A 15584-nucleotide genomic window follows, 5' to 3' on the forward strand; every position below is an offset into this window, starting at 1 on the left:
TAGCCCTGTTTCAGGCCGAAAAAATCAGTCCGGCTACGTCATAAATTCGCTCGACATCATTCAGCTTGGCGTCCTGGTATCTGTCAGATTTCCACTCTCGTTTCGAAACCTCGGCAACCTCCTGCATGAGCGCGGGATCGTGCGGTTCATTGAAGTGTAGGTAGCCGGGGCGGCGGGTCAGGGACTGGATTCGCGCACCAGGTCCGGCGCATTCTATCAGCAAGAGGGCGCGTCCTGAAGCGCTTAACCTGTATGGATGCGCGCGGCCTTGCTGGCATCGACACGCAGAAAGGCACGATATAGAAGAGGCCCATTGTCCACCCATTCAGGGGTTCAGCCGCTACGACCCGTTCGAACTGGATGATCAGGGTCAGGAGCGAACCGGCCCGTGTCGCGACCATGAGACCCCTGGTCTGGATGGGGCGCATGATGTCGTCAAACTCTCTTCAAACGGTGGCAGGCCACGATCAAAGGCGGTAGGTTGGAGCGATTCGAAATCGTCTGATCAGAGCGACGAAAACGGTTTACATTAGACGGTTCTCTCCGTTGAAAGTATTGAGTATTTTGGAATGCGGTTTACTCGTAACACGTTGTAACTAAATGAAAAATGTGTCGTTTACACCGAGAGGGTCAGCGGTTCGAGCCCGTTACCGCCCACCACTAAACACTGCAGATTAAGCCCCATTTTCGAGTCCTCCATTTGGGCACTTAACAGTTCACGTTCCCGGTCCGGCCTCACTTTCTCCGGGTCATGGCGGTGATCACCGCCGCGTCGCTGACGTAGATTCGTTTCATCTTGGCGAGCGTGCCTGGCGTCCAGCCGAACATGTCGGTGAGCACCTGGTCGGTGATGAGCTCCGGATGCGATTTCTGGAGGATCACCATATGCGTCGCCGCGGTCTTGCGCAGGTCGTGGATCGAGGGCGCGTCGGCGGTGCCGGCAAACACCCTGTCGCGGATCCGGTAGAAGCTGGTCGACACCCCGTCCGGCGTCCAGGGCTTGCTGCGGCTGTTGAACAGGAGCGTCATCGGCGAAGCCTTCAGCTTTGCCCGCCTCGCCTTCAGCTGGTCGAAGCCGTCTGGCCCCTGGTATCGTTCGCGTTGCTGGTGGACATAGTGTCCAAACACGTCCTTGGCCGTTGCCTGCCAGAGAAGTTCCTTGCTGCCGAAGTGGTGTCCGACAAGGCGGTGATTGACGTCTGCACGTTCGGCAATCCTGCGGGTGCTCGCACTCACAGCATTTTTTGCTACGTAGCCCTCCTTATTGAGCGGCATCCATTTTTTTATGATATGATGGAAAATGTGAATTGGCTCGCAACAGCGGATAGTTCCCTTGGAGATTAAAGACATCAGTGTGTGCATGGCCTCGCCAGATGGCGACAAGGCAGCGTTCAGGCTGGCGCGTGCCCTTGCTACTGCGCGCGGCGCCCACCTTGCGCGCCACGGCTGCAATGTCGAAGTGCGCAACGAAGACAGTATCGGCCGCCCGGTGGCCAAGGCCCTGCTCGACGTGTCGGCCTCGTTCGATGCCGACCTGATCGTCATGGGCGGCTATCGTAATTCCCGCCTGCAGCAGGCCTTCCTGCCGGGCGTGACCCGCACGCTGCTGCACGAGACGAGAGTCCCGCTGCTGCTGTCGCATTGATCCGGAGAGACGGCCATGAAAGAGAATGTAACCAGCGACCGCCCGTTTGATCTGACCATCGATCCGGAAGTTGCCTACCGGATCGCCGAACTCGCCCAGTCTTACCAGGGCGAAGGCCTCATGCCGATCGAGGATGACGACGTCATCGACGACGACCCCGGCGATGATCCGATTCCGGACGTCGAGGCGATTGCCGACGAAGCGGAAAATCCGCACGAGGATATGCTGGACGATGAGCTGGAAGGCCTGATCCGGGGCCTCAACGTGGATGCGAAGCACGACCTTCTGGCGCTTATCTGGGTCGGGCGCGGTGACTTTGACGCCAGCGACTGGGCCTCTGCCCGCAGGGCTGCACGGGAGGCGGAGCCGTTCAATGTGGCCGACTATCTTGAAGAACTCGATATGGGCAGCGACTATATCGTGACAGCACTGGACGCCCTCGGTTACCCGTCACCGGGAGAGGGCTGAAGGCGCGGAGCTTACAGCCCGAAAGGATAAGTGTCCGGTGCTCCTTCCGGTCGGGCGCCTGGCAGGGGCGTGACGGCAGATGTCTGGCGTATCCAGACCAGCGCATCGAACTGGCGCGCTAGGTTCGCCTCGAAATAATGGCTCCAGCGCTCCGTTTCGGGCCGATAAATGACGCCAATTGCTCGTTCCAGCCGGACATGATCGAGCGCCTCCCTCAGGTCGTCATTGTCACGCCATCTTGTCAGGCTGGCCGGGAGGCCGGTGTCTTCAAACACGCGTTCCCAGGAATCCGGCCGGGCAGGAATAACGCGCTTCACCTTGGCGAGCCCGCCCCAGTCATCCGCGGCCATGACCGTGCCGGTGCTTGTGGAAAAGCCGATGGCGACGAGCTCCTTCCCGAAATGCTCCCGGCAGAGTTGGCCAATATTGAATTCACCGCGTTCGCTCATGCCGGTGGCGCCGGCATTGCCGATATGGGAATTGTGCGCCCAGACGATGATTTTGGCGGAAGGCCCGCCTTGGTCCAAAAGGCGTCGCAGCGTGGAAAACATATGCGAGTCGCGCAGGTTCCAGCTGCTCGCTGAGCCGTGGTACATGGAGCGATAATACTGCTCAGCGACGCAGACGACACGGGCATTCTGTTCGGCATCGAAGAATTCGTCACCATCTTTCATGGCGTATTCCAGCCGCTCATTCAGGAGGTCCATCAACTGGTGGACGACTTCGGTCTCGCAGGTCTGTCCGGTGCGTACCGCTTCAGCACCATAAATCTGCGGGCGTCCGACAAAAGGAGAAAGGCAGGCGTAGCGTTCCCGCGCGGTGGCGGCTGCTTCCGGATCGACACGGTCGAGATAGTCGAGGACGGCGGCGATGGACTTGTCGAGGCTGTAGACATCGAGACCTCGTATGGCGACCTGGTCATGCTTTGGCTGCGTTGCATTCCAGCTGCGAAGGACGGCAAGGCAGTCAGCAAATTCCCGGTTGCGCCACATCCAGCGTGGGAAGTTCACGAATGCATCGCGCTCGCCCCAGGGCTCGCGGGAGCGGACATAGCGATCGAGTTCGGCTGCATCCGGCCAGTCGCCCTCAATCGCCACGATGCGGAATCCGTGATGAGCGACAAGGCGCTGGGTGATGGCGGCGCGGGCCTGATAGAATTCGGAGGTACCGTGTGAGCATTCACCGAGGAGAATAACACGTGCATCGGCGAACGCGTCTGTGGCCCTGGCCAGCTCGTCATACGGGCCGTCAGCGTTCACGGGCATGGACTGCGCCCGAATGTAGCCGGAAAGGTCGGCGTCCGAGAGTTTCCGAAGGACGGCCATCATACTTCCTCGCGGCCAGCACAGGTGAGCAGGTCAATGACTTCCTGATCTGTCAGTTGATGGAAATCACGATAGAAATTGCCGACCGATCCGAACCGTTCCGGTGCCGCCAGGGCGATAACCTCATCCACCATTTCACCCACTTCATGAAGCGTATCGGGTGGCGCGACGGGGACAGCCACGATGATCTTCGCAGGCTTGCGCCGGCGCACAGCGAGGATTGCAGCCTTCATGCTCGCACCCGTGGCGATGCCGTCATCAACCAGAATGGCAGTACGCCGCTCGGCGCGGATAGGTGCCCGGCCCGGCAGGTAGGTGCTGCGCCGCCTTTCGATTTCCCTCAGTTCCGGCTCTGCGAGCTCTCTGATTCGTTTCATGTCGAGCCCGACGGCCTGCATCACCGCGTCATTGGTGACAATGTCGGCATGCTCGCCATCGACGACCGAGGCTGCGGCAAGTTCCGGTTGGAACGGCACACCGATCTTGCGGACCATGAGGATGTCCAGCGGGGCATTCAGGGCATCGGCAATCCGCCTTGCGACCGGCACGCCCCCGCGCGGGAGGGCATAGACCACCGGGTTCTGGAACGTCCGCGCTGACAGGATCCGGGCCAGGTGATCTCCTGCCTCTTCGCGATCTGCCAGCGGCAGGGAAATCCTTTCATTGACCGTCAGGTGCTTCAAAAACCAGCTGCCCGAAACGGCAAGAACCCTGTCCAGTGTTCCCGGCTCTTCAAACAAGTGTCCGGCATTCGGTACTACCGTGATGTGCCGCTCGCATACCATTTGCGCCGCTGCATCTTCGTTAAGCGTGAGCACTTGACGGTCATTGCCGCCAACGACCAGAAGTGTTGGCGCGCGGACATGCGGAAGGGCTTTTCCAGCAAGGTCCGGGCGTCCACCTCGGGAAACCACTGCACGGACATGCGGCGTGGATGCTGCGGCCGCAAGCGCTGCACCGCCGCCCGTACTCGCGCCAAACAGGCCAATCGCGAGGTCTTTCAAGACTGCCTGTTTTCGGGCCCATTCGATAGCCATCACCACCCGGCTTGCGAGCAGCGGAATGTCGAACACATTGCGCCGGTCGCCGGCTTCCTGTTCTGTCAGCAGGTCGAACAGCATGGTTGCAAAGCCGAGTTGTTCGAAACTTCGAGCCGCATGGGCATTGCGCGGGGAATGCCGGCTCGATCCGCTGCCATGGGCAAAGATGATCAGGCCGCGCGCCTTGTCCGGAACGGTCAGAATACCTCCCAGATGGTTGGGGCCAATCTGAATGTCTTGTGTCACTGTCATCGGAGGACACTCCTAATCTTGATACACAGTATAACAGATGCGTGGCTCGAAGCATTACGTAGAGTCACGATCCAGGGTGGATATGGCGCGGCATCATGCTAGAGACGAATGCACAACAACTGCAGCTGGTCACCAGATCATGAGGGCTTTCCCCGCCCCCATTTCCGAAGACATCTGGATGCGGAAATACCGATTCGGGCATGAAGCCGGTATTGACGATAGCCGGATCCGGGTGGCGAGAGCCGTCGCGGCGGTCGAGCCGCGCGATCACGACCGATGGGCGAAGGTTTTCGCAGGCCTGCTGGCCGATGACCGGTTCCTGCCAGGCGGGCGCATTCTAGCCAATGCGGGCACGGCGCGGAATGCGACCCTGATGAATTGCTTTGTCATGGGAGCGCTGGACGATTCCATTGACGGCCTGTTCCATGCCTTACGCGAAAGCGCGATCACGCTGCAGCAGGGCGGCGGCATCGGAATCGACTTCTCGACGATCCGCCCATCCGGCGCGGCGGCGGTGCGCACCGGCAATATCGCGACCGGGCCTGTCTCGTTCATGCAGCTTTGGGATTCCATGTGCGAGACCATAACGGCCGATCGGGCGCGTCGCGGCGCCATGATGGCAGTGTTGCGCTGCGACCATCCGGACATCGAGACCTTCATCGACGCCAAGGCGAAGGGGGCTGGCCTCTCCCGCTTCAACCTGTCAGTCCTCGTGACGGATGAATTCGTCTGCGCGGTGGACGCCGGGGCCGACTGGCCGCTGGTCTTCGGCGGCCATACGATCCGCACCCTGAAGGCCAGGGAACTATGGAAGAAAATCCTGTACAGCGCCTACGAGTCCGGTGAACCGGGTGTCCTGTTCATCGACCGGATCAACCGGGAGAATAATCTCGGCTATGCCGAGACGATCCATGCCTGTAATCCTTGTGGCGAAGTGCCGTTGCCGCCCTATGGCGCGTGCGATCTCGGCTCGATCAATCTCACCCGGTTCGTGCAGCGGCCTTTCACGCCGGATGTCTCGTTCGATTTCGATGACGTGAAGGACACTGCGCGGATTGCGGTACGCTTCCTCGACAATGTGATCGAGGCTTCCCACTACCCGCTAAAGGCGCAGGCCGAACAGGCGCACACCGGACGGCGCATAGGGCTCGGCATCACCGGCCTTGCCGATGCGCTGATCATGCAGGGGCTCGATTATGATAGCAATGACGGGCGGGAGTTTGCTGGGCGTGTGCTCGGCACAATGCGCAATGCGGCCTATGAGGCATCCATCGGGCTGGCCGGGGAGAAGGGAAGCTTTCCGGCGCTGGAACGGGAGGCTTTCTTGGCCCGGCCCTTTGTCCGGCGCCTGCCGGAAGTTCTGCGGGAGGCCATCCGGGCGCAAGGCATCCGCAACAGCCACCTTCTGGCGATCGCGCCGACCGCGTCGATCAGCCTGCTTGCCGGTAATGTCTCGGCCGGGATCGAGCCGGTCTACGCGGCGACTGTGCGCCGGAGGATGCGGAACGCCAGCGGAGAATACGACACGGTGGAAGTGGAGGACTATGCCCAAAGCCTTTGGCAGGAGGCCGGCCATGAAGCGCCGCACCCGCCGGGATTCATCAGGGCAGGCGAGTTGTCGACCGATGCTCACCTTGCCATGCAGGCCACCGCGCAAGGCTTTGTCGACAATGCCATCTCGAAAACCATCAATGCCGACGCAGGCATCCCGTTCGATGTGTTCGAAAACGTCTATCGGAACGCCTATGGACTGGGCCTCAAGGGTTGCACCGTCTATCGTCAGGGCAGTCGCGGCGGCAAGGATGTGCTGACACCGGTGATGCAGGGTAATTACTGTATGTCGGATACATGCTGAGCTGGCCAAACCTGTCCTTGCCTCAATAATCGCCCGCTAGGCGCGGGCTGCGGACAGGTCGCGGCTACCTTCGATTAGCACAGGCGCATTGCGTGCCGGCCAGCGTCTTCGGCTGATGACTGGGTCCTGCCTTCAGGAGAAAGGCCTGGATTATGAAGCGATCACGCTATTCGGAAGCGAAGATCTTCGGGACAATGGGGAGAACAGGGCGGGTGTGTCTGTCGCGGATATCGCCCGGCCGCAGGCGACAGGCCTTCGCGCGCGCGGCGAGACTTACGGGATACAAGAACGGGCATCGCGTGACCCAACCGGAGAGAACCGGGGAAGAGTGTGCTTCAGAACGTAAAGTTTGCGCTGAATTGTGCATGCCTGCAAAGTTCTGCGGTTGCACTCTTCAGGCGGTTGCCTGATTGTGGCCGTCACCCTTGGCCGTCAATTGCGGCGTTCTCAGTAGTGATTGCCGAGACGTTTCCTTTTGGAGGCTTCGGGATATCGTAGAAGTTCTAAGGGGACTAAGGGGTGAAAGAAATGGCAGGACATGCAGCCGATCCCGACAACGCCTTTGCGGCGCTTACTGACAGGGTAGGACGCGCGGGGATCCGGACTGCAGTCGTCCATCCTGTCGACGTGCTTTCCCTCTCGGGCGCAATGGCCGGATACGAGGCAGGTTTGATCGTGCCTGTTCTCATTGGACCCGCCGCACGCATCGCAGAGGCAGCAAAGGCAGCCGGCATCGACTTGTCCGGGATCGAAATCGTTGACACACCGCATAGTCACGCGGCAGCTTCCGAAGCCGTGAAGCTCGCCGCAAGTGGAAACGTCTCGGCCCTGATGAAAGGCGCACTTGCGACCAGTGAACTCATGGGCGCGTGCGTGGCAACCAGCGGTGGCCTGCGCACCGAACGCCGGATGAGCCATATCTTTGTCATGGAAGCACCCGCCTGGCCGACATGGCTGTTGATATCGGATGGCGGCCTGAACATTGCTCCGGACCTCATGACGAAGCGCTGGATTGTGCAGAATGCAATCGATCTTGCTCGAGCCATCGGCATTGACAAACCTCGTACGGCCATTCTTTCCGCCACCGAACTTGTCGATCCACATATCCCTTCGACGATAGACGCGGCCGCCTTGTGCAAAATGGCAGATCGCGGGCAGATTAGTGGTGGACCAATCGATGGTCCGCTTGCCTTCGATCTGGCAATCTCGATGGCTTCAGTGGAAACAAAAGGCCTGATTTCACTCGTCGCCGGCAAAGCTGATATCCTGATCGTGCCCGGTATTGAAGCCGGCAATATGCTCGCGAAACAGCTCGACTACCTTGCCGGTGCAGCTGCAGCGGGACTTGTGCTCGGCGCAAAAGTTCCAATCATCCTCACGAGCCGCTCAGACGGCGTGCGAGAACGGGTTGCATCCTGCGCTCTGGCTGCCGCCTACCTGCACTGGATTGAGGCGGTGAAATGAGCCGTGCTCTGATTGCCACGCTCAATTCCGGCTCCTCCAGTGTCAAGATTGCCGTTTACAAAGCCGAAGCGGACGGCACGCTCGGATCAGCGCTTCTGCGCGCCAGCATCTCAGGACTGCCTGACACACCAGAACTTGCGGTGAAATCGGTCGATCAGGATATGTCTGGGCGGTTCAGAGCCGTCGCCAACCTGTCGGATCTCGATCTGAGCATACTGGCACCGCGTCTTGTCAGCGCGATCGAAATGGCAATTGGTGCGCCAGTTGACGCCCTCGGACACAGGATCGTTCAAGGCGGGCCAAACATCTTTGACGGCCGTCGTGCCACGCCGGAGCTTATGGCCTATCTTGACTCGCTATGCCCACTGGCACCAGACCATCAACCTTACAATCTCAGCGCTGTCCGCGCTGTCGCCCGTAGTCGGCCCGAGCTTTTGCAGACGCTTTCCTTCGACACAGCGTTTCACCGCAGTCAGCCGCGGCTCGCACAACTCTATGCCATCCCGCGTGTCCTGAGCGATAGCGGCTTGATCCGCTACGGTTATCACGGCCTATCTTACGCCAACATTGCGCAGCGCCTGCCGGACCTGTTTCCCGATCGCCCCTACCGGCGTACCCTGGCCCTGCATCTCGGCAGCGGCGCCAGTATCTGCGCCATCCTGGAAGGTGGCAGCGTCGCGAGTTCCATGGGTTTCTCTGCGATCTCAGGCGTGCCGATGAGCACACGATCCGGCGACATTGACCCTGGCGCCATTCTCTACCTATTGAGTGAACGGCAGATGAGTCCAGGGGATGTCTCCTTCATGCTGCGCAAACAGTCAGGACTATTCGGCGTCTCTGGCCTCTCAGGCGATTTGCGCACGGTCGAGGCGAGTGAGACGCCGGAAGCAGAAGAGGCTGTCGGCCTCTTCATCTACCGCATCGTTCGCGAATGCGGGTCGTTGATTGCGGCACTGGGCGGGCTCGACGCTATCGTATTCACGGCTGGAATAGGAGAAAACTCCAGCCGGGTACGTGCCGGTATCGCCGAGGGCCTAGGCTGGGCCGGCGTGGATATTGACAGCGCAGCGAACGCAGCCGGCGATGCCTGCTTGTCAGTGCCCGGTTGCGCAGTCGGTGTTATTGTCGTGCCGGCCGATGAAGAATCGGAAATCGCCAGAGACTGCCTTTCCATATTGGGAGATACCGACAGGGTATCGACTGGCTGATGCCCGCCGGATCGGATACGGTTACGGGATCTGCCCAACATCTGGCTACAGGTGGAGCGCCCTTGCTCTCGTCACTGCAGATGGTGACCGTTTCCGGAGTATCGCGAAAGAATTCGCCAATCTGAGGCCAAATAAGGGCAAGTACGGATGGGCGCTGGCATGCCTCCTGAGTAGCCTGTGGCCGTGGCTGTCAAACCAAAGTTTCAAAGACCAGAGGAGCGCTCCACTATGACCCATACCAAAGCCAAAGCAGAATCTGCCCAATCTTCTTACAACGCAGCTTCGGCGCTTGAGTCTCTTGAATCGGTCTGGCCCATGGCTGTCACCGGTATGAGCGTCCCGACCGCCATTGAGAGCATTCGCCGGATGAGTGAGTTCCAGATGGAAGTCGCCCGGTTCACCGCCGAGCGTGCCAGAAAGAGTGCCGGTACACTGGCCGCTTTTACGACCTGCCGCGCTCCCGGGGAATTTCTGGGGGTCTGGCGCAAGGCTGCTATTGACACGGTCACAGATTATGCCGACGAGACGGCGCGCATCTTTGAACGCTCCCAGAAATAATCGGGTACGAGCCACGCCGCTCAAGGTGCGCTCCCGGGGAACCGTCCGGACAGCAGAGGCGGATAAAGAGTCCGATCCGTGTGCGCAGAATGACGCGACAGAAGAATTGCTTCGAGATCTGGACCGGCGCCTGCGTGGTCGTTTCGCACACCTGACCGGTGGCCAGTCGCCTTGGGCGGCGCTTCAGGCGTGGGAAGACTGGCTGTTTCACCTCTCTGTCTCGCCTGCGCGTCAGATTGAGCTCTGGTGGCGCTGGTATGGAGCCATGCAGACACTGTCTGCAGGCGCCCAAGCCAACGAGCAAAAGGACTGGGCCTTCAAGCCCGAGCCCGGCGACCGGCGATTCCGCAGTCCCGCCTGGAGCCGCTCGCCGTATCACGTTTTGGCCCAGTCACATCTTGCCGCCGAGGCTCAGTGGCAAGCAGCCACATCCTGCCTGCGTGGTGTTGCTGAACATCATGCCCGCCGCGTCTCATTCATGGGATCGTCAATCCTGAATGCGGTTGCACCCGTTAATTACCCTTGGACCAACCCTGACGTACTTGATGAAACTCTGGCCAGTGGTGGACAGAACTTCATCAAGGGCATGGCCAATCTCTGGAAAGACATCGCCGCGCAGGGCGGTCATGTTCGACCGGAAGACAGGCCGCTCTGGCGCGTAGGCGAAACCATGGCGATTTCCGAAGGCCATGTCGTCTATCGCAACGACCTGTTCGAACTCATCCAATACGCACCTCTGACCGAAATGGTCCATCCCGAGCCTGTGCTCATCGTTCCTGCGTGGATCATGAAATACTATATACTGGATATCACGCCCGAGGACTCCTTTGTCCGCTGGCTGGTCTCTCAAGGTTTTACAGTCTACATGATTTCCTGGAAGAATCCGGGAGCTGAACAACGTGACACGGGGTTCGATGACTATCGCCGCTACGGTGTGATGAAGGCATTGGACGTAGTGCACAAAGCCAGCGGCGGTGCGCCTGTGCACGGAGTTGGCTACTGTCTCGGCGGCACGATCCTTTCAATCACGGCTGCTGCCATGGGGCGCAGGCGTGATAGCCGGTTTGCCTCACTGACCCTTCTCGCCGCGCAGACAGATTTCCGGGAAGCTGGGGAGCTTCTCCTCTTCATCGATGAAAGCCAAGTCGCTCTGCTAGAAGATATGATGCATATCGAAGGCACGTTGGACGCGCGCAACATGGCAGGAGCCTTCTCGATTCTACGCGCGCACGAACTGGTTTATTCACGTATTGTCGACCGGTACATGCTCGGACGGGAGTCTGAGCGCGGTCCATTGGACGCCTGGCTCGCAGACACGACCCGGATGCCGGCGCGCATGCAAAGCGAATACCTGCGCCAGCTCTTCATGGAAAACAGTTTCACGCATGGTGAACTGCCTGTTGATGGCGAATTTGTTGCCGTCAAGGACATCCGTGTCCCGGTCTTCGCTCTCGGAGCGGAGCGTGACCATATCGCCCCTTGGCGTTCTGTTTACAGGATCGGCCTGCATGGCAATGTTGAGACCACCTTCGTACTCACTGGCGGAGGTCACAATACGAGTGTTGTCAGTCCCCCTGGCAAGGCTGGCGCCTACTTTTACACTGGCGCGCCCATCGGAGAAATGGATTACATTGAACCCGATGCGTGGCTCTCACAGGCTGTCCGAAAAGAAGGATCCTGGTGGCCCGAGTGGCTCGTCTGGCTGAAGGCGAGAGCCGGATCCGGCACGTCTATCCACCCACCCGAGCCATCTGAAATCCTGGAGTCAGCACCGGGAACCTACGTACTGGAAGGCTGAGGCCCACTGCCGGCACGAACATGTCCCGCACGGATCCGGATCTGCTTTTCTGTTTCAACAATGGCAAAGAACGCTGCGCCAACTGCAATGATAAGGATGCCGTCGAAGAATGAAACCGGCGCAGTGCCGAATACTCTCTGTAATGCCGGAATGTAGGTGATGGCGAACTGCCCGGCGGCGACGGTCAACACGGCGAACCAGACGAATTTTGTCCCCTTCATCGCACTCCATGTCAGGGATGTTCCATAGATATTTCGTATAAAGAATAAATGAAATATCTCCAGAACAACGAGCGTGTTCAGCGCGATCGTGCGCGCCAGGTCGGTGGAGTATCCCCGGTCGATGGCGTACAAAAACATGCCATAGACACCGGCCAGGAACAGCACGGACACGAGCGCGATATGCCAGACAAGCGCACCGCTCAGCAGGGGTTCGTTACGCGGTCTCGGTGGACGGCTCATCGTGGTCTGTTCGGTCGGCTCAAAAGCGAGTGCCAACCCCAGCGTCGTAGCAGTGATCAGGTTGATCCAGAGGATCTGCACCGGCGTCATCGGCAGCGCAAAGCCAAAGACCAGGGCCACCATTATCGTCGCCGCCTCACCGGCATTCGTCGGCAGTGTCCAACTGATCACCTTCTTGATATTGTCATAAACTGTCCGCCCCTCCTGCACACCTGCTACAATTGAGGCGAAATTGTCATCTGCGAGCACGAGGTCTGCCGCTTCCTTTGCAGCTTCTGACCCCTTGCGGCCCATGGCGATACCGGCATCGGCTCGCTTCAGCGCCGGGGCATCATTCACTCCGTCACCCGTCATCGCGACACTGAGACCACGCGTCTGCAGCGCTATGACGAGGCGCAGCTTATGCTCCGGGCTGGTTCGGGCAAAGATGTTCGTACGCTCAATGCGCGCCTGCAACTGGGCCTCGTCAAGCATGTCGAGATCGGCGCCCGATAGCACCTCACCGGGATTCAAGAGACCTATCTGCCGACCGATGGCGGCGGCCGTGCCGACATGATCGCCGGTAATCATCTTCACTGCGATCCCTGCCATGTGGCAGGCCGCGACTGCGTCGACTGCCTCGGAGCGCGGTGGGTCAATAAGGCCGAGGATACCAAGGAACACGAGCCCCTCCTCCACCACCGGCGCGTCAAACGAATCTGGCACAGTATCCAGACGACGCTCGGCCAGCGCCAGAACCCGCATCCCCTGAGAGGCGACTTCGTTGCCCATCCGCTGCCAGTATCCAGCATCGACCGGTACCGCAGTCCCGTCGGCGGCGCGCTGGTAGGCCGTCATCTCGACCAACCGCTCAGGCGCCCCCTTGGCACAGACCAGGGCCCCTCCGCCCTCCACCCGATGAAGCGTCGCCATGTATCGCGTGGCGGAATCGAAGGGAATTTCGGCGATGCGCGGAAACGACTCCTCTGCCTTCGCACGGTCCGTACCGAGTTTTCCGGCGAGTGCGATCAGCGCGCCCTCCATTGGGTCGCCTTCGACCTGCCAGTCGCCCTCAAAATTGACAAGTCTGGCATCGTTGCACAGCGCGGCAGCTCGTGCGAGCGGTCCCAGCGCAGAGGGATCAACACCTTTCACCTCGCCACGCGGCTCGTAACCTTCTCCGCCAATCTCCGACACACCAGCAGCGGTGACAACAGCGCTGACGACCATCTCATTGCGAGTCAACGTACCCGTTTTGTCACTGCAGATGACCGAGACCGAGCCAATCGTCTCTATCGCCGGCAGGCGCCGGACGATAGCATTGCGCCGGGCCATTGCCTGGACGCCTACCGCAAGCGTGATCGTCAGGACGGCCGGTAAGTTCTCCGGTATGGCGGCCACGGCGAGACTGACCACCGCCATGAACATGTCGATAAACTGGAAATGATCGACGAAATAGCCGAAGATGAGCAGAAGTGCGGAAATCAGCACGATCATGATCGCCAGCCACCGTGCAAAGCCTGACATCTGGATCACCAGCGGCGTGGTGAGGGTCTGCACTTCACCAAGCAGCCCGCTGATTCGGCCGATTTCTGTCTTCGTGCCGGTCGCAGTCACGACGCCGCGTGCCGTGCCGGAAGCCACCAGCGTGCCACTAAACAACATGGACTTGCGGTCGCCTAGAGGCACATCGCCAGCCACGGAGTCGGTCTGTTTGGCCACCGGTAAGGATTCGCCGGTGAGGATGGCCTCTTGGACATTGAGATTACTCGCCTGGATGAGACGCAGGTCGGCTGGCACCTTGTCGCCGGCTTCCAGAATTACGATGTCTCCCGGAACCAGCGCTTCCCCCTCAACGGTCAACCTCTGCCCGCGCCGCAGCACGGACGCGTGTGGGGAAAGCATGTCGCGGATCGCTTCCATCGCCTGTTCGGCGCGCCCCTCCTGAATGAAACCGATCAGTGCGTTTACGATTACGACAGCAAGAATAACGAAGGTGTCGATCCAATGTTGCAGGAAAGCCGTCACAACGCTGGCACCGATGAGTACATAAATCAGAACATTGTGGAAATGGGCGAGGAAGCGGAGCGCGGGATGACGCCCGTTGGTTGGGGGTAGCCGGTTCGGGCCGAACTTTTCGATGCGAGCGGCCGCTTCGGCCTCGCTCAGCCCCAAGGCGGCATCGACGTCCAGGAGGGCAAGCGTCTCTGAGACGGAAGCGGAATAAAATGAAATCGGATCCTGTGTCTTCTCCAATGATTTACTGGTCAAGCGAGGTCTCCGCATCAGGTTTGGGTTGGGAAAACGTGACAGTGACACGATCTGGTTTCGCTGGAATCCCTCCACTGATCACATCCGCTCCGCCTCCACTTATCATAAAAATGCCCATGGCAGACATGGCATCGCCTGACCGGGCCAGCAATTTCGGAATCTACGTATACTTTTTCGAGCTGAGTTCGATTAACCTTCATGGCTAAGCGATACAATTGAAGTCTTGAAGCTGCTGACATCGAGCCAGTTACGCGACAGGTTTGAGCTCACGACAAGTTGGCGGGTTAGCTTGCCATTGCTGCAGGTTAAGCGGGTCAAATTGGTCAGACTTGGAAGGAAACATCATGCAATTGAAAGATATTATCGTCTGTGTCGTGAGCGCTAGCGTGGATGCCAGTGCAATCGACCTCGGCCATCAAATCGCAATGGATTGCGATGCCCACATCGCATGCTCGGCCATTGGCATCTTGCAGTCTCCGGTGCTGTACACCGAGTTCGGGATGGGTGCGGCACCTGTTGGCCTGCTCAATCATGAGAATGCCCTTATCAATCGATTTTTTGCCGAGTTGAAGGAAGTACTGGATAAACGCTTTCCTCTCATCGAACTGCGCCCCGACAAGACCTACAGCCCCAACCTGGAATCGCGTGTGGCCACCATTGCGCGATACGCTGATATTGCCGTCATCCGCGCGCCTAGCAAAGAAGAGAGTCACCCGTATATCCAATTGATTGAAGCGGCACTCCTCGGCTCCGGCCGACCCGTGCTCGTAGCCCCAGTCGACTGGAATCCAGGCCCAATCGGCAGAAAGATCGTTATTGGTTGGGATGCCAGCGCAGAAGCTGCCCGTGCCATGCATGACGCTCTGCTGCTTACCTCGGAAGATGCAGAGGTTAGCATCGTGACGGTGGATGCCCGGTCTGGCAGCCTTGATCATGGCGACGCGCCCGGGCTGGACATCGCTGCTCACCTCGCCAGGCATGGGCTGAAGGTCGAGCTTAGAAATGAAGGCAGCCTTGGCCGATCAACTCATGAAGTTTTGATGCAGGTGGCGACCGATACGAATGCGGACTTGATGGTTCTTGGCGGCTACCGCCATTCTCGCCTTCAGCAATCGCTGTTTGGCGGTGTAACCCGCAGTATGCTTCGCGATGTGAGGCTGCCGCTACTGCTGTCACATTAGGAGCTATCTGCACAACTCAGATTTTGATTCCTTTTCTATGATCAATGCCTGAAGGGAAACATGGTTGGCCGGTCTGTAG

The 15584-nt window shown here is 59.4% G+C and carries 12 protein-coding genes and 1 pseudogene; 9 read left to right on the forward strand and 4 right to left on the reverse strand.

Features of this window, described 5'->3' with window-relative positions; translation table 11 throughout:
- Window positions 1-40: 40 nt before the first annotated feature.
- Window positions 41-139: pseudogene (locus tag VR74_RS21605) on the forward strand (IS6 family transposase); the annotation flags it as partial.
- 596 nt (window positions 140-735) lie between these two features.
- Here VR74_RS21605 and VR74_RS16690 read toward each other — a convergent pair.
- Window positions 736-1236 (reverse strand): TetR family transcriptional regulator, encoded by a 501-nt coding sequence (locus VR74_RS16690; protein ID WP_299950934.1) that lies wholly within the window; start codon window positions 1234-1236, stop codon window positions 736-738.
- A 124-nt stretch (window positions 1237-1360) separates the two neighbouring features.
- Between VR74_RS16690 and VR74_RS16695 the strand changes: the two genes are divergently transcribed.
- Together VR74_RS16695 and VR74_RS21235 are read left to right on the forward strand one after the other, a co-directional pair.
- On the forward strand, window positions 1361-1645 hold the full coding sequence (locus VR74_RS16695) for a universal stress protein (RefSeq protein WP_045698676.1): 285 nt from the start codon (window positions 1361-1363) through the stop codon (window positions 1643-1645).
- A 15-nt stretch (window positions 1646-1660) separates the two neighbouring features.
- Window positions 1661-2113 (forward strand): DUF3775 domain-containing protein, encoded by a 453-nt coding sequence (locus VR74_RS21235; protein ID WP_299950937.1) that lies wholly within the window; start codon window positions 1661-1663, stop codon window positions 2111-2113.
- An 11-nt stretch (window positions 2114-2124) separates the two neighbouring features.
- Here VR74_RS21235 and VR74_RS16705 read toward each other — a convergent pair whose 3' ends face one another.
- Both VR74_RS16705 and VR74_RS21240 read right to left on the reverse strand, forming a co-directional pair.
- Entirely contained in the window at window positions 2125-3438 is a 1314-nt protein-coding gene (locus VR74_RS16705; RefSeq protein WP_299950943.1) for an erythromycin esterase family protein, read from the reverse strand.
- Window positions 3438-4730, reverse strand: a complete 1293-nt coding sequence (locus tag VR74_RS21240) for an alpha/beta family hydrolase (protein ID WP_299950946.1) — start codon at window positions 4728-4730, stop codon at window positions 3438-3440. The genes VR74_RS16705 and VR74_RS21240 overlap by 1 nt, the downstream gene beginning before the upstream one ends.
- Window positions 4731-4908: 178 nt before the next feature.
- On the opposite strand from VR74_RS21240, the gene VR74_RS16715 reads away from it, so the two are divergent.
- The 5 genes from VR74_RS16715 to VR74_RS16735 all read left to right on the forward strand — a co-directional run bounded on the left by VR74_RS16715 (window position 4909) and on the right by VR74_RS16735 (window position 11613).
- Entirely contained in the window at window positions 4909-6585 is a 1677-nt protein-coding gene (locus VR74_RS16715; protein ID WP_299950949.1) for an adenosylcobalamin-dependent ribonucleoside-diphosphate reductase, read from the forward strand.
- Window positions 6586-7113: 528 nt separating this feature from the next.
- Complete coding sequence (locus tag VR74_RS16720; RefSeq protein WP_045698682.1) at window positions 7114-8049, forward strand: bifunctional enoyl-CoA hydratase/phosphate acetyltransferase; 936 nt, start codon at window positions 7114-7116, stop codon at window positions 8047-8049.
- Window positions 8046-9257, forward strand: coding sequence for a hypothetical protein (locus tag VR74_RS16725; RefSeq protein ID WP_045698684.1), 1212 nt, complete (start codon window positions 8046-8048; stop codon window positions 9255-9257). The genes VR74_RS16720 and VR74_RS16725 overlap by 4 nt, the downstream gene beginning before the upstream one ends.
- 228 nt (window positions 9258-9485) lie before the next feature.
- On the forward strand, window positions 9486-9815 hold the full coding sequence (locus tag VR74_RS16730) for a hypothetical protein (protein ID WP_045698686.1): 330 nt from the start codon (window positions 9486-9488) through the stop codon (window positions 9813-9815).
- A 106-nt stretch (window positions 9816-9921) separates the two neighbouring features.
- On the forward strand, window positions 9922-11613 hold the full coding sequence (locus VR74_RS16735; RefSeq protein ID WP_299950952.1) for an alpha/beta fold hydrolase: 1692 nt from the start codon (window positions 9922-9924) through the stop codon (window positions 11611-11613).
- On the opposite strand, the gene VR74_RS16740 is transcribed toward VR74_RS16735, so the two are convergent.
- Window positions 11595-14339 carry a cation-transporting P-type ATPase gene (locus VR74_RS16740; RefSeq protein WP_045698711.1) on the reverse strand — a complete coding sequence of 915 codons (2745 nt, stop codon included), beginning with the start codon at window positions 14337-14339 and terminating at the stop codon, window positions 11595-11597. The genes VR74_RS16735 and VR74_RS16740 overlap by 19 nt on opposite strands.
- Window positions 14340-14668: 329 nt before the next feature.
- Here VR74_RS16740 and VR74_RS21245 point away from each other — a divergent pair, with 329 nt between their 5' ends.
- Window positions 14669-15505: a universal stress protein gene (locus tag VR74_RS21245; RefSeq protein ID WP_299950958.1), complete on the forward strand. Its 837-nt coding sequence runs from the start codon at window positions 14669-14671 to the stop codon at window positions 15503-15505.
- Window positions 15506-15584 lie beyond the last annotated feature (79 nt).

The organism is Hyphomonas sp. BRH_c22, from assembly GCF_000961795.1.
Classification (GTDB): domain Bacteria; phylum Pseudomonadota; class Alphaproteobacteria; order Caulobacterales; family Hyphomonadaceae; genus Hyphomonas.

Bases quoted from the DNA above. Each gene is read 5' to 3' on its own strand.
- VR74_RS16695 (WP_045698676.1), top strand. From the start codon at position 1,361: ATGGCCTCGCCAGATGGCGACAAGGCAGCGTTCAGGCTGGCGCGTGCC.
- VR74_RS21235 (WP_299950937.1), top strand. From the start codon at position 1,661: ATGAAAGAGAATGTAACCAGCGACCGCCCGTTTGATCTGACCATCGAT.
- VR74_RS16705 (WP_299950943.1), bottom strand. From the start codon at position 3,438: ATGGCCGTCCTTCGGAAACTCTCGGACGCCGACCTTTCCGGCTACATT.
- VR74_RS21240 (WP_299950946.1), bottom strand. From the start codon at position 4,730: ATGACAGTGACACAAGACATTCAGATTGGCCCCAACCATCTGGGAGGT.
- VR74_RS16715 (WP_299950949.1), top strand. From the start codon at position 4,909: ATGCGGAAATACCGATTCGGGCATGAAGCCGGTATTGACGATAGCCGG.
- VR74_RS16720 (WP_045698682.1), top strand. From the start codon at position 7,114: ATGGCAGGACATGCAGCCGATCCCGACAACGCCTTTGCGGCGCTTACT.
- VR74_RS16725 (WP_045698684.1), top strand. From the start codon at position 8,046: ATGAGCCGTGCTCTGATTGCCACGCTCAATTCCGGCTCCTCCAGTGTC.
- VR74_RS16730 (WP_045698686.1), top strand. From the start codon at position 9,486: ATGACCCATACCAAAGCCAAAGCAGAATCTGCCCAATCTTCTTACAAC.
- VR74_RS16740 (WP_045698711.1), bottom strand. From the start codon at position 14,339: ATGCGGAGACCTCGCTTGACCAGTAAATCATTGGAGAAGACACAGGAT.
- VR74_RS21245 (WP_299950958.1), top strand. From the start codon at position 14,669: ATGCAATTGAAAGATATTATCGTCTGTGTCGTGAGCGCTAGCGTGGAT.